The sequence below is a fragment of the Rhizobium sp. 01N424 genome (assembly GCF_056399485.1).
Window position 1 is genome coordinate 593,105 of record NZ_JBFTRK010000002.1, and the last position, 12,511, is coordinate 605,615.

The following is a 12,511-nucleotide window of genomic DNA, read 5'->3' on the forward strand; positions in this document are numbered from 1 at the left end:
GGTGCGCGGCCGCAATGCGTCCTATAACGGCCGCGCATCATTGACCGGACATATCCTTGCCCCGCCTTACGCCGATCATTCTCGCCATCGCCCTGTTCATGGAGCGCATGGATTCGACGATCATCGCGACGAGCCTGCCGGCGATCGCCGCCGATATCGGCACCTCGCCGATCGCCCTGAAACTGGCCGTCACCAGCTATCTCGTCGCCCTTGCCGTCTTCATTCCGATCAGCGGCTGGATGGCTGATCGCTTCGGCGCGCTGAACATCTTCCGCATCGCTATCGGCGTCTTCATGATCGGCTCGATCGGCTGCGCCTTCTCCGGCTCGATCGGCGCTTTCGTCTTCTGGCGGCTGGTGCAGGGCGCCGGCGGCTCGATGATGACGCCCGTCAGCCGCCTGCTTCTGGTGCGCGGCACGCCGAAGCATCAGCTGGTCGATGCTCTGGCCTGGCTGACAATCCCCGCCCTTGTCGGTCCGATCCTCGGCCCACCGGTCGGCGGCTTCTTCACCACCTATCTCAGCTGGCACTGGATCTTCTGGATCAACGTGCCGATCGGCATTGCCGGTATCATCCTCGTCACCAAGCTGCTGCCGCCGGTGGAGGCGCGGGAGCCGAAGCCGCTGGATTTCACCGGCTTCTTTCTCTCGGGCATCGGCTTCAGCGCCTTCGTCTTCGGCATCTCGGTCGTCAGCCTCCCGGCGCTGCCGATGTATTACGGCTACACGACGATCGCGATCGGCATACTCATGGGCATTGCCTATCTCTGGCATGCCAAGCGCACCGAGCACCCGCTGCTCGACCCGCGCATGTTCCGCTATCCGATCTTCCGCGCTTCCATCATCGGCGCCTCGAATTTCCGCATGGGGCTCGGCGCCTTGCCCTTCCTGATGCCGCTGATGCTGCAGCTCGGTTTCGGGCTGACGCCCTTCCAGTCGGGTATGGTGACCTTCATCACCGCGGTGGGATCGCTGAGCTCGAAATTCGGCGCCGCCCGCACCTTCGCCCGCTTCGGCTTCCGCCGTATCCTGATCGTCACCACCTTCATCTCCGCCATCCTGCTCGGCATCAACGCGCTCTTCCATCCGGGCACACCGATGTGGCTGATCATGGGCTGTCTGCTAATCGGCGGCATCCTCCGCTCGATGGCCTTCTCCGGCATCAGCGCCATGTCCTTCGGCGATGTCGACGAGGCCCATACCGGCCAGGCGACGGCGATCAACGCGGTCGCCCAGCGCGTCTCGATGGCCATGGGCGTGGCCGTTGCCGGTGCCTCGCTCGACATCACCAGCAGCCTCCACGGCGGCAGCCTGCTGCTCTCGGATTTCCACATCGCCTTCGTGGTCGTCGGCCTGGTATCGGCCTCCAGCGTCATCACCTTCTGGCGCCTGCCGCCCCAGGCCGGCGACGACCTCGTCCGCCGCCGTCCGCGTCACGCCGATTGAGCTCAACGCCCCGCTGACCGGCCGAACTCGCGCGGTGAGCAGCCATTGTGGCGGCGAAACGCGGTACTGAACGCACTGGCCGATTCATAGCCAATCTCGCCAGCCAGCCGCTCAAGACTGATATCGCCGCGGCTCAACGCATCGCGCGCCAGCGCCATCCGCCATTGCGCGAGATAGTCGATCGGCGTCGTGCCAAGCGCCTCGGCAAAGCGGGCGGCAAAGGCCGAGCGCGACATGCCCGCCAGCTTCGCCAGCCCCTCGACGGTCCAGCGCGCACGGACATCGGCATGCATCGCCCGCAAGGCACGGGCGAGCGAGGGATCACGCATCGATCGCAGCATGCCCGATGTCACCGGCCCGGCATCCATGCCGCCGCCCCAGCGCAGCGCCTCGACCAGCATTACCTCCAGCAGCCGCTCGACCACCGGTTCGCGGCCCGGCCGGTCGGCCATACTCTCTTCCATGATCAGCGCGATGATGCGCTTCAGCCGGTCGGCCTCACCCTCATCGGCATGGATATGAATGATCCCGGGGAGCAGCGCCAGCAGCAGCCCTGCATTGACCGGCTCGATCTGGAAGCCGCCGCCGAGCATCCGGAAATCCGCCTCGCCTTCCGCCTCGCCATGCCGCACCGGCTGATCGGTGGGTTCGCGCGGCAGCCGCTCTGCCTCGGCATGACTGAACAGCGAGAACGCCGGCGTCGATGGAATGAGAATGAAATCGCCGGCGGCAAGCCGGATCGGCGCTTCCTCGTCAAACTGAAGAAAGCAGGTCCCCTCGAGCACGATGGCAAATCCGGGCGCCCCGTAGGGACGATAGCACGCGCCCCATCTGCCGCGGCCGGTGATCGGCTTGGAGACGGCCGCATGCGGCCGAAGCAGACCGATAAGGTCACTGAAAGGATCCATGATGGACGATCTACAATGTTTTATGGAGTTCTGATTATAGATCGTCTCTGCGACTTGTCTATGCTCCCTGACAACGAAAGGAGCCCGACATGGCCAAGACGATGATGATCACAGGAAGCTCGACAGGATACGGAAAAGCAGCAGCAGAGTTCTTCCTCGACAAGGGGTGGAACGTGCTGGCGACGATGCGACAGCCGGAGAAGGCGGCCTTCGCGGATAAAACCGGCCGCCTCAAGGTCCTGCCGCTCGATATTACCGGCGACGACAGCATCCGCGCGGCGATCGCCTCCGGCATCGAAGCCTTCGGCACGATAGACGCCTTCGTCAACAATGCCGGGATCGGCCTCGCCTCAGCCTTCGAGGCAACACCCGATGCGGTCACCCGTGAAATCTTCGAAACCAACAGCTTCGGTGTCTTCACCGCCTGCCGGGCGATCATCCCAGTCATGCGCCGCCAAGGTGGCGGAACGATCATCAACGTCACATCCAGCGCCGGGATCGGCCCAATGCCGATGGTCGCCGTCTACTGCGCCAGCAAATGGGCCGTCGAGGGTTTCACGGAATCCCTCGCCTACGAACTCGAACCCTTCGGCATCAACGCGCGCCTCGTCGAGCCCGGCTATGCGCCGACAACGAGCTTCACCACCAATAGCGGCGACCGCATGAACGGCCTGATCCCGGATGACTACGGCGCCTATGCGCAGACCTATTTCCAGAAGATGGCAAACTACCCGACGCCCTACTGCACCGAGCAGGAAGTGGCCGAGGCGATCTTTGCGGCGGCGACGAACGAGGCAAGGCAAGTGCGCTACCTTGCCGGAGCCGATACCAGGATGGTCGCCGATCTCCGCTGGACGACATCAGACGCCCACTACACTGAGACCATGCGCAAGACCTTCAGCCCACAAGGCTGAGAGGATGGAAAGCATGGCCGCCGCATCCGAATGGCACGGCGGCCATGAACATCAGGCGATGATGCCCTGCAGATTATCGAGGATCGCATTCCAGCCGCCGCGGTGGCCGTCGCGGGCCTCTTCGCTGCGGAATTTCACCTGCTTCAGCGTGATTTCGGTCGTGTTCCCATCGACCTCGGCGAGATCGATGGTCACCACGCTGTCGTCGAGCGAATAGGGCGACTCCCAGGTGAAGGCGAGGCGCGCGTGCGGGTCGATCTCCAGATAGGTGCCGGCATGCGGGATCTCGCGCTCGGCGGTCTTCATCACGATCGAGAAGCGGCCGCCTTTCACCGGGTCGTTCGACACCTTCGATATATCGCTGCCACCGGTCGGCGTGCGCATGAACTGCGCCAGGATTTCCGGCGAGAGCCAGGCGTTGAAAACCTTCTGGCGGGGCGCTGCGATCTTGCGGTTGATTGTCAGTTCCAGTTCACTCATGTCCGTCATCCTTTGAAACTAGAATAGCCTCCAGCGCCGACAGGCGCAGGTCCCAGATGGACTTCAGTTGCGCGAACCAGCCCTCAGTCAGCTTTAGTGGTTCGAGCTCCGCGGCCATGAAATGCTCACGGCCGACAGTCCTGCGGGTCACAAGTCCCGCCTCCTCCAAGACCTTGATATGCTTGGAGACGGCATTCAGGGACATGTCGAAATGAGCGGCAAGCGAAGTCACTCTCAGCGCCCCTTCCTGAACAAGAAGCGTAAGGATCTGCCGCCGCGTGGTGTCACCCGCGGCCTTCAGAATACGTGACAGAGCGTCGTCGTCCATTTATTCACCCGTATGGTTGAATATACAAAATTCGAATCGATAGTCAACCATATGGGTGAATGTTTTCGCGCGAGGCAAGAGCGTCAGTCCCAGAACCACGACTTTCGCACCTCGGCGCGGGCGGCCTCGCGGGTCATGCCGATATCGCTAAGCTCACTGGCCGAAAGCTCAAGCAGGTTTCTGCGCGTGCGGCGCTTTTCCAGCCAATGTTTCAACGCCGCTACCAGCCCGCCTGACGCCAGCCTCCATCGCCCCGCGTCTGCCCTGCGTCCGGCGCTCTCTTCAGTCTCGATCGTCATGCCAGTCTCCTGCCGTTTTGAAGGCGCGAGGATGGCTTGGCAGGAGCAGTGAAAGAAGCTTATCATTGTTATGCAATGCATAAGGATTTCTTTGATGATCAATCTCGATCAGCTGGCCGCCTTCGTCAGCGTCGCCGAATTGGGCAGCTTCACGGCGGCAGCTGACCGCGCCGGGGTCACGCAGCCGGCCGTCAGCCTGCAGATCAAGCTGCTGGAACAGCGGTTGGGCGTGCGGCTGATCGAACGTGTGGGACGCCGCGCCCAGCCTTCGGCCGCCGGCGTCGAGTTCCTCGCCCATGCGCGAAAAATCATAGAGCAATGCGATACGGCGCTCGATGCCATGGCGCCCTATAAGGAAGGGGCTGCGGGGCGTGTGAGGATCGGCAGCGGCGGAACCGCCTCGATCCATCTGCTGCCTCGCGCCATCGCCGCCGCCAAGAAGCGCATGCCGGGCCTCGAGATCACCGTGAAGATCGGCAATACCGACGAAATCCTTCGCGATCTGGAATCCAACGCGCTCGACCTCGCCGTCGTCACCCTTCCCGCCGCAGCCCGGTCGCTGGAGGTCGAGATCTTCTACGAGGACGAGCTTCTGGCCGTCGCCCCGCGCGGCAGCGACATGCCGGAAGGCGGCCCCGATGCTGCTTTCCTGCAGCAGAAGGTGATGATGCTTTATGACGGCGGTAATACCCGCCAGGCGACGGACAAATGGTTTGCCGATGCAGGCATCCGGGCCCAGCCGGTCATGGAATTCGGCAGCGTCGAGGCAATAAAGGAACTGGTGGCGGCCGGTCTCGGCTGGTCGGTGCTGCCGTCGCTGGCGCTGCGCCGCGATCGCGCCGGCTATCTCGCAACGTCGCCGGTAAAGCCGCGGCTTGTCCGCCAGCTCGGCATCGTCATGCGCCGCGACAAGCACCTGACCCGCGGCCTGCGCGAAATCGTCAAATGCCTGCGCGACTTCAAGGACTGATGGCGACTATTTCTCGGCTTTGGAGAGAACGAACGGTACGACCGCCGTCAGGATGGCGGCGACCGGTGCGTTGCGCAGCATACGGCCGAACACATAGGTTCCGGCCATCGCGCCCGCGAGCTTCAGCCACGGATAGTCGCCGAGCTGGTCATGGGCGCTTCTGTCGGCCCATTCCAGATTGTTGCGCACCACAGCCGCACTCTGTTCCTTGATCACCGAAAGGCGCGCCCGCAGTGCTTCGAGCTCTGCCTGCAGCCGGTGAAGATCAGCCTCAAGGGCCGCGTCTTCTTCCGGATTGTCCCGGACGAAATCATCGGCCATCGCCTCCGCTTCCATCTCGGCCAGATGCGCCTGAAGGTCCGCTTCGGTTGCGTCTGCTCCGGGCCGTGATCTGTCTGGCATCTGTCTCTCCTGCGTTTGCGGTCTCTACCCACTGCTGCTGAAGACCGAAACTCCCCGACAGGCGAAAAGTTTCGCGAAGATCGGGCGCTCACCGCTTGTCAGCGAAATCCGGCTGTTTTTCTACCCCGCTTGGAACCTGCGGAGGCGCGCGACCTACATCCGGCAGTGGATTCTAATCCTAATTGGCAGGTTGATATGGTGGGGTGCGGCTGACGTTATAGGCTCATGAGGTTTGTGTTGATTTATATCGTAGCGTGCGTAACGGTGAGCCTGGCAACGGGGTTCGTCATCTATCCATTTTTCGCGCCGCCGCTCGACCCGGTAACCAGACTGTCCGCAACCGGCACAGTCAACCTCGCTCCAAAGACGACAGCAAAGACATTCCGCGTCCGCCAAAGCTGCGTGGCGCCGACCGAATGCGCCGCCTACGCATCCTCCGAAAGCCTTGCCGACCTGTTGGCAGCACGCTTCCCGTCGGCCGATATGCATGCCGTTCCTCCACAGCCGCCGCTCGAGCTCGACGGCAGGACCGGGCGTCATGAGGAGAAGGCGCTGTGACGCCGCATTCGGCCGCATCGCGCAAAATCAACCATCCATTAACCATAATTAGGCATCGTCGATATAAACACGGAGAGGGCCGTTGAAGCATCAGACGATAATCGCGCGGGTTGCAGCATGCATGCTGATGTCTTCCGCACTGGCCGGCTGCGTGAGCGGTCCGGATCATGTCCCCCCGGAGATGCCGCTTCCCGCGAAGTTCGGTGAAGGCGGGGTCAAGAGCAATGGTGATGTTGCGACCGCCCAGTGGTGGACGGCCTATCGCGATCAGCGTCTGAATTCGCTGGTGGCCCAGGGCATCGGCCAGAACCTCAACGTTCTGCAGGCGCTGGAGCGCATCAACGCTGCCGAAGCTCAGGTAACGGTCGCCGGTGCCGGCGCACTCCCGAGCCTCGTCGTCGGTGCTTCTCATACGACAAGCGGCCAGCTTGGTTCGCGCCGCCAGTCGGTTGGCGCCACCAACACCACCGCCGGTGAAGCCAATGTCTCCTGGCTGCTCGATCTGTTCGGCGAATACCGCCGTTCGAAGGAAAGCGCGCTGGCCTCGCTGGATTCGGCCTATGCCACCGCCGATGTCGCCAAGCTCACCTTCCTCCAGGAGACGTCGTCCAGGCCGAAGGTCTGGTGCAGTCGACCCAGGCCGAAATCCCCGGTCTCGAAACCAACTTCCGGGTTGCCGCCCATCACATCGCCACCCTGCTCGGCCTGCCGGCCTCCTCGCTGGTCAGCGATCTGCAGAAGGGCTCGCATCAGCCGGTGTTCCGTGGCGGCCTGCAGGCCGGCATTCCGGCTGACCTGATCCGCAACCGTCCCGATATCCGCAAGGCCGAACGGGATCTGGCCGCTGCCACCGCCAATATCGGCGTGGCCGAGGCGCAGCTCTATCCGTCGATCTCGCTGTCGGGCTCGATCTCGCCCTCCTACGTCCGCCCGGTCGGCGGCAATGGCGGCCTGACCACCTGGTCCTTCGGCCCGACGCTGAACCTGCCGATCTTCGACGGCGGCCGCCTGCGCGCCAATGTCGATATCACCAAGTCGGATGCCAAGGCCGCCTATCTCGCCTGGAAGTCTGCGGTGCTGAGCGCCGTCGAGCAGGTCGAGAACGCACTGTCGGCGGTCCGCCGCGATGCACAGACGGTTCAGGCCCTGCGTGCCCAGGTGAAGACCACCCAGGAATCGCTTGAGCTCTCGACCGCCAGCTACAAGGACGGCGCGTCCTCGCTGCTCGACGTTCTCGATGCCCAGCGCAACGTCTCGACGGCCCAGGCAAGCCTGGCCGCCGCCGTCCAGCAGATGGCCAAGGACTACGTCTCGCTCAACGTCGCCGTCGGCGGCGGCTATGCGCCCGATGGCGCAAAGCCGAGGCGGAAAACGCCAGTTACGCTAAGATTCGATTCGACAACGCCACATGCTTCCTGTAGAGCCTGATTAAACGATTAATCAAACACACGGCAAACCATGGCTTCGTCACGCCCGGGACCGAACTTGAGCAGGATAGCAACGTCGCTCGGCGTCTCCGTCGCGACCGTTTCGAACGCGCTTTCGGGCAAGGGCCGTGTTTCCGAACAGCTGGCGGAAAAGATCCGCGAGCATGCCGCTGAGCTTGGTTATATCCCGAGCCAGGCAGGCCGCGCACTACGCACCGGCCGCAGCGGCGTCCTTGGCCTCGTGCTTCCGGATATTGCCAATCCGCTCTTCCCGAAAATCGCCCAGGCGATCGAATTCGCCGCCAAGTCCGCTGATTATGGCGTGCTCATCGCCGACTCGCGCGGTGACGTGACGGCGCAGACCGAGGCGATCAACCGGTTGATCGAGCGCGGCGTCGACGGCATGGTCGTTGTCCCCCGCCGCGCCACCCGCATCTCCGCTTCCAGCTGTCCCGTCGCCGTCATAGACACGGCCTCAACCCCCGGCAACACTGTCGCGGCCGATCACTGGCAGGGCGGCCAGCAGATCGCCGCGCATCTGGCGGGTCTCGGCCACAAGCGCATCCTGATCATCGGCAACAATCCGGAATCGAACGTCCAGAACGATCGCGCCGGCGGCATCCGTTCCGGGCTCGCCAAGGGCATGAGTTCGGAAATGCTCTGGATCGAACGGCTCGAACAGACGGCCGGCGCCGGCTGCCGGCTGGGCCTCGCCAGGAAGGCTGCCGAAGGTTTTACCGCCTTCGCCGCCCTTTCCGACCTGCAAGCCCTTCGGGCACTGACCGAGCTGCAGCAGGAAGGTATCAATGTGCCTGCCGATGTCAGCGTCACCGGCTTTGACGACCTGATCTGGTCACCGGTCGTCACTCCCGCGCTGACCACGGCGCGGATGGACATGGACAGGATCGCCGAGATCGCCATCTCGGCGCTGCTGAAGACCATTCTGGAAAGCGGCACCCGGGAGGGTGTCATCGTCACTGCGGAGACCGATCGCGTACCCATGCAATTGATCGTCCGCCAATCCTCCGGGCCCGCCAGCCCGGCAAAAGAAAACCTGACAGATGGAGAACTCGCGACATGAAATCCCTCATCGCATCGGTAGCGCTCTTGGCGCTCTCCCCGCTGGCGGCAGCCGCGCAGGACCGCACGCTGACCATTTCCGTCTATGCCTTCGCACAGGACGACTTCAAGACGATCGTCTACGATCCCTTCGAAGCGAAATGCGGCTGCAAGCTCGTCGTCGAAACCGGCAATAGCGTCGAGCGCATCGCCAAGATGGAAGCGAACAAGGCGAACCCCGTCATCGACATGGCCGTCGTCTCGATGGCCGACGCGCTCTCGGCCTCCCGCAAGGATCTGATCGACAAGATCGACACCTCCAAGCTCGCGAATTTCGACAAGCTCTATGACGTCGCCAAGGATCCGAACGGCGACGGCATGAGCGTCGGCTACACCTTCTACGCCACCTCGATCGCCTACCGCTCTGACAAGATGAAGATCGAATCCTGGGCCGATCTCCTGAAGCCGGAATATGTCGGCCACGTCGCCTTCCCGAACGTCACCACCAACCAGGGCCCGCCGGCGCTCTTCATGCTCGGCAAGGCAATCGGCAAGGATACGCCGGATCTCCAGGGCGCCATCGCGGCGGTCGGCGAGAAGAAGGACGATATCGTCACCTTCTATGAAAAGTCCTCGCAGCTGGTGCAGCTGATGCAGCAGGAAGAGATCTGGGCCGCCCCGATCGGCCGCTTCTCCTGGGCCGGCTTCACCAAGCTCGACGTGCCCGTTGCCTGGGCTACCCCGAAGGAAGGCCAGACCGGCGGCATGAATGTCATGGTCCTCACCAAGGGCTCGAAGAACCAGGATCTCGCCCTGCAATTCATGGATTTCTGGCTCTCCACCGACATTCAGACCAAGCTTGCCGAAAAGCTCGTCGACAGCCCCGCCAACAAGGAGGTCAAGCTCTCCGAGGCCGCTGCCAACAACCTCACCTATGGCGAAGACACCGCCAAGAGCCTGAAGCTCATCCCCTCTGCCGTAGCTCTCGATAATCGCGATGCCTGGCTGAAGGAATGGAACAGCACGGTCGGCCAGTAAGCCACAAATAACATCCGGTCCCGGCAAGCCCGGGACCGCTTCTTACCCGCCCGAAAGGCTCCCGATGTTTCAGAACCGAGCAGAAGCTTTGGCGCTTGCGCTGCCGGCCGCAATCTTTGCGGCTGTGGTCTTCCTGCTGCCCGTCGCCATTCTGCTCTCCGAAGGTTTTCGCGCTGACGGCGCATGGACACTGTCGGCCTACACCGATTTCTTCTCCGAGCAGCTGAACCGCACCGTCTTTTTGCGCACCTTCCGGCTCGGCCTCGAAGTCACCGCCGTTTCGGCCGTCATCGGCTATGCCGCGGCCTTTGCCATCGTCAACTTGCCGCCCAAGGGCAAGGGCCGGATGATCGGTCTGGTCACCCTGCCGCTGATGATTTCGCCGGTGGCCCGAACCTACGCCTGGATCGTCATCCTCGGCCGCACCGGCATCATCAATCAGGCGATCACCGGTCTCGGCTTCAGCGACGAGCCGCTGCGCCTGCTCTTCACCGAAACCGCGGTCTTCATCGGCCTGCTGCAGCTCTTCCTGCCGCTGATGATTCTGTCGCTGATCAGCGCCCTGGAAAACATGCCGAAGGATGCGATCCCGGCCGCCCGGGTGCTCGGCGCCAACTGGTTCCAGGTGTTCTGGAAGGTCATCCTGCCGCTCACCAAGGAGGGCCTCGTGGTCGGCGGCACGCTCGTCTTCACCGGCTCGCTGACCGCCTATATCACCCCCGCCGTGCTCGGCGGCTCCAAGGTGCTGATGCTCGAGACGCTGCTTTACCAGCAGGTTTCCGTCTCCAACAATTTCGTCTCCGCCAGCGTCATCGCCTTCATGCTGATCGTCATGAGCTTTGCCGCCAACATCCTCTTGAAGCGCCTGGCGACCGCGAGGAACAAGCGATGACCGCACGCCTCTTCCCGCCGATCGTCCTGATCCTGCTGCTGACCTTCCTGATCGGCCCTTTCCTGATCATCATCGCCGCCTCGCTTTCGGCCGGCGACACGCTGGCCTTCCCGCCGCAGGGCCTGTCGCTGAAATGGGTCGCCAAGGTCTTCACCATCGACAGCTTCCGCGAGAGCTTCGGCATGTCGATGTTCCTCGCCGTCTTCGGCACGCTCTCGGCGCTCATCCTCGGCATTCCCGCCGCCTACGCCCTATCGCGCTACAAGCTGCCCTTCGCCGAAACCGTGCGCACCATCGTTTCCCTGCCGATCATCGTGCCCGGCATCATCGTCGGCTTGGCGCTGCTGCGTTATCTTGTCGTGCCCTTCGGCTTCAACATCACGCTGGCGCTGTTCTTTGCCCACACCGCGCTGGTGCTGCCCTATGCCGTCCGTGTCGTCTCGGCGAGCCTCAACAATCTGCGCTCCGATATCGAGGAAGCCGCCGTCCTGCTCGGCTCATCGCGATCCGGCGCTTTCTTCCGGGTGGTCATGCCGAATATCCGCGGCGGCATTCTCGCCGCTTTCATCCTCGGCTTCGTCACCAGCTTCAATCAGGTGCCGGTCTCGCTGTTCCTTTCCGGCCCCGGTGTCCGCACCCTGCCGATCGACATGCTGGGCTACATGGAAACCACCTACGATCCGTCGATCGCGGCGCTCTCCTCGCTGCTCGCCTTCCTGTCCATCGGCATCGTCTTCCTTGCCGAACGCTTCCTGGGATTCTCGCGTTATGTCTGATGCCTATCTTCAACTCGACAAGCTGACGCTGGCCTATGGCGATACGGTCGCGGTGAAGGACCTCGATCTCACGATCGCAAAGGGCGAACTCGTCGCCCTGCTCGGCCCCTCCGGCTGCGGCAAGACGACGACGATGCGCTCGATCGCCGGCCTGCTGACACCCGCCTCCGGCCGCATCAATCTCGATGGCGACGACATCACCCGCGTCTCGGCCAACAAGCGCAATGTTGGCCTCGTCTTCCAGTCCTACGCCCTCTTCCCGCACCTGACGGTCTACGAAAACGTCGCCTTCGGCCTGCGCCTCAAGGGCATATCCGGCCAGGATCTCGACAAGCGCGTCACGTCGGGCATCAAGTCGGTCGGTCTCGCAAGCTTTGCCGCCCGGAAACCAGCCGAACTCTCCGGCGGCCAGCAACAGCGCGTGGCGCTTGCCCGCTCGATGGTGATGGAGCCGAAGGTGCTCTTGCTCGACGAGCCGCTCTCGAACCTCGACGCCCGCCTGCGTCTGGAAATGCGCGCCGAGCTGCAGCGCGTCCAGAAGGAAACCGGCGTGACGATGATCTTCGTCACCCATGATCAGGTGGAGGCGCTGGCCCTTGCCGACCGGATCGTCGTGATGCTGAACGGCGGAATAGAGCAGATCGGCACGCCTGAGGATATCTACAACAAACCGGTCTCGGCCTTCGTCGCCGATTTCGTCGGCTTCGAGAATGTCTTCAAGCTCGAAGGCGGCAAGCTCGTCACGCAAAACGGTCCAGTCGATTTGCCGGTCCCTGCGCCTCAGGCGGCAGGGCTGGCCTGGCGGCCGCGCACGGTCATCCTTGGTTCCGGTCTGTTCCAGGGAACCGTGCGCGGCACCTCCTTTGCCGGGAATACCCGGGAGTACCTGCTCGACACGCCGCTCGGGCCGATCAAGGCGGAGGTCGATGCAAGCCTGCCCGCCCACGCGATCGGCACCGCCCTCTCCTTCGACCTTCCGCTTGCTGCAGCCGCAAGCCTTTCGCGCTTCGGGTGA

14 protein-coding genes and 1 pseudogene are annotated in these 12,511 nt (G+C 63.2%); 10 read left to right on the forward strand and 5 right to left on the reverse strand.

The features are described from left to right. The first annotated feature begins 74 nt into the window (after nt 1-74). Nucleotides 75-1,445, forward strand: a complete 1,371-nt coding sequence (locus tag AC1DNK_RS08665; RefSeq protein WP_477940920.1) for an MFS transporter — start codon at nt 75-77, stop codon at nt 1,443-1,445. A gap of 2 nt (nt 1,446-1,447) precedes the next feature. Here the strand turns inward: AC1DNK_RS08665 and AC1DNK_RS08670 are convergent, their stop codons facing one another. Next, on the reverse strand, nt 1,448-2,353 hold the full coding sequence (locus AC1DNK_RS08670; RefSeq protein ID WP_477940485.1) for an AraC family transcriptional regulator: 906 nt from the start codon (nt 2,351-2,353) through the stop codon (nt 1,448-1,450). Nucleotides 2,354-2,442: 89 nt separating this feature from the next. Between AC1DNK_RS08670 and AC1DNK_RS08675 the strand changes: the two genes are divergently transcribed. Next, the gene (locus AC1DNK_RS08675; protein ID WP_477940486.1) at nt 2,443-3,267 is read left to right on the forward strand and encodes an SDR family oxidoreductase; all 825 of its coding nucleotides are present in this window, start codon (nt 2,443-2,445) and stop codon (nt 3,265-3,267) included. Between the two features lie 51 nt (nt 3,268-3,318). Here the strand turns inward: AC1DNK_RS08675 and AC1DNK_RS08680 are convergent, their stop codons facing one another. The 3 genes from AC1DNK_RS08680 to AC1DNK_RS08690 form a co-directional block, all read right to left on the reverse strand. Next, nucleotides 3,319-3,747, reverse strand: a complete 429-nt coding sequence (locus tag AC1DNK_RS08680; protein ID WP_477940487.1) for an SRPBCC family protein — start codon at nt 3,745-3,747, stop codon at nt 3,319-3,321. After that, on the reverse strand, nt 3,740-4,075 hold the full coding sequence (locus tag AC1DNK_RS08685) for an ArsR/SmtB family transcription factor (protein ID WP_310294111.1): 336 nt from the start codon (nt 4,073-4,075) through the stop codon (nt 3,740-3,742). Before AC1DNK_RS08685 ends, AC1DNK_RS08680 begins: the two co-directional genes overlap by 8 nt. A gap of 83 nt (nt 4,076-4,158) precedes the next feature. After that, the gene (locus tag AC1DNK_RS08690; protein WP_477940489.1) at nt 4,159-4,374 is read right to left on the reverse strand and encodes a DUF1127 domain-containing protein; all 216 of its coding nucleotides are present in this window, start codon (nt 4,372-4,374) and stop codon (nt 4,159-4,161) included. A 94-nt stretch (nt 4,375-4,468) separates the two neighbouring features. On the opposite strand from AC1DNK_RS08690, the gene AC1DNK_RS08695 reads away from it, so the two are divergent. After that, nucleotides 4,469-5,344 carry a LysR family transcriptional regulator gene (locus tag AC1DNK_RS08695; protein ID WP_310294108.1) on the forward strand — a complete coding sequence of 292 codons (876 nt, stop codon included), beginning with the start codon at nt 4,469-4,471 and terminating at the stop codon, nt 5,342-5,344. Between the two features lie 6 nt (nt 5,345-5,350). Here the strand turns inward: AC1DNK_RS08695 and AC1DNK_RS08700 are convergent, their stop codons facing one another. Beyond that, complete coding sequence (locus AC1DNK_RS08700) at nt 5,351-5,746, reverse strand: hypothetical protein (RefSeq protein ID WP_477940491.1); 396 nt, start codon at nt 5,744-5,746, stop codon at nt 5,351-5,353. Between the two features lie 237 nt (nt 5,747-5,983). On the opposite strand from AC1DNK_RS08700, the gene AC1DNK_RS08705 reads away from it, so the two are divergent. The 7 genes and pseudogenes from AC1DNK_RS08705 to AC1DNK_RS08735 all read left to right on the forward strand — a co-directional run bounded on the left by AC1DNK_RS08705 (nt 5,984) and on the right by AC1DNK_RS08735 (nt 12,511). Then, nucleotides 5,984-6,304: a hypothetical protein gene (locus AC1DNK_RS08705; RefSeq protein ID WP_148194284.1), complete on the forward strand. Its 321-nt coding sequence runs from the start codon at nt 5,984-5,986 to the stop codon at nt 6,302-6,304. Between the two features lie 121 nt (nt 6,305-6,425). Beyond that, nucleotides 6,426-7,732 (forward strand): annotated as a pseudogene (locus AC1DNK_RS08710) (efflux transporter outer membrane subunit). A 30-nt stretch (nt 7,733-7,762) separates the two neighbouring features. Further along, nucleotides 7,763-8,812, forward strand: coding sequence for a LacI family DNA-binding transcriptional regulator (locus AC1DNK_RS08715; RefSeq protein ID WP_477940493.1), 1,050 nt, complete (start codon nt 7,763-7,765; stop codon nt 8,810-8,812). Next, entirely contained in the window at nt 8,809-9,828 is a 1,020-nt protein-coding gene (locus tag AC1DNK_RS08720) for an ABC transporter substrate-binding protein (RefSeq protein WP_477940495.1), read from the forward strand. The genes AC1DNK_RS08715 and AC1DNK_RS08720 overlap by 4 nt, the downstream gene beginning before the upstream one ends. Before the next feature lie 64 nt (nt 9,829-9,892). Then, a complete protein-coding gene (locus AC1DNK_RS08725) occupies nt 9,893-10,720 on the forward strand; it encodes an ABC transporter permease (protein WP_112385400.1) in 828 nt (275 codons plus the stop codon). After that, nucleotides 10,717-11,496, forward strand: coding sequence for an ABC transporter permease (locus tag AC1DNK_RS08730; protein WP_130281892.1), 780 nt, complete (start codon nt 10,717-10,719; stop codon nt 11,494-11,496). The genes AC1DNK_RS08725 and AC1DNK_RS08730 overlap by 4 nt, the downstream gene beginning before the upstream one ends. Then, nucleotides 11,489-12,511, forward strand: a complete 1,023-nt coding sequence (locus AC1DNK_RS08735; RefSeq protein ID WP_477940497.1) for an ABC transporter ATP-binding protein — start codon at nt 11,489-11,491, stop codon at nt 12,509-12,511. Before AC1DNK_RS08730 ends, AC1DNK_RS08735 begins: the two co-directional genes overlap by 8 nt.

What these genes read in the sequence shown, in the direction of transcription:
- AC1DNK_RS08670 (WP_477940485.1), bottom strand. Translation starts at nt 2,353, where the DNA reads ATGGATCCTTTCAGTGACCTTATCGGTCTGCTTCGGCCGCATGCGGCC.
- AC1DNK_RS08675 (WP_477940486.1), top strand. Translation starts at nt 2,443, where the DNA reads ATGGCCAAGACGATGATGATCACAGGAAGCTCGACAGGATACGGAAAA.
- AC1DNK_RS08680 (WP_477940487.1), bottom strand. Translation starts at nt 3,747, where the DNA reads ATGAGTGAACTGGAACTGACAATCAACCGCAAGATCGCAGCGCCCCGC.
- AC1DNK_RS08685 (WP_310294111.1), bottom strand. Translation starts at nt 4,075, where the DNA reads ATGGACGACGACGCTCTGTCACGTATTCTGAAGGCCGCGGGTGACACC.
- AC1DNK_RS08690 (WP_477940489.1), bottom strand. Translation starts at nt 4,374, where the DNA reads ATGACGATCGAGACTGAAGAGAGCGCCGGACGCAGGGCAGACGCGGGG.
- AC1DNK_RS08695 (WP_310294108.1), top strand. Translation starts at nt 4,469, where the DNA reads ATGATCAATCTCGATCAGCTGGCCGCCTTCGTCAGCGTCGCCGAATTG.
- AC1DNK_RS08700 (WP_477940491.1), bottom strand. Translation starts at nt 5,746, where the DNA reads ATGCCAGACAGATCACGGCCCGGAGCAGACGCAACCGAAGCGGACCTT.
- AC1DNK_RS08715 (WP_477940493.1), top strand. Translation starts at nt 7,763, where the DNA reads ATGGCTTCGTCACGCCCGGGACCGAACTTGAGCAGGATAGCAACGTCG.
- AC1DNK_RS08720 (WP_477940495.1), top strand. Translation starts at nt 8,809, where the DNA reads ATGAAATCCCTCATCGCATCGGTAGCGCTCTTGGCGCTCTCCCCGCTG.
- AC1DNK_RS08725 (WP_112385400.1), top strand. Translation starts at nt 9,893, where the DNA reads ATGTTTCAGAACCGAGCAGAAGCTTTGGCGCTTGCGCTGCCGGCCGCA.
- AC1DNK_RS08730 (WP_130281892.1), top strand. Translation starts at nt 10,717, where the DNA reads ATGACCGCACGCCTCTTCCCGCCGATCGTCCTGATCCTGCTGCTGACC.
- AC1DNK_RS08735 (WP_477940497.1), top strand. Translation starts at nt 11,489, where the DNA reads ATGTCTGATGCCTATCTTCAACTCGACAAGCTGACGCTGGCCTATGGC.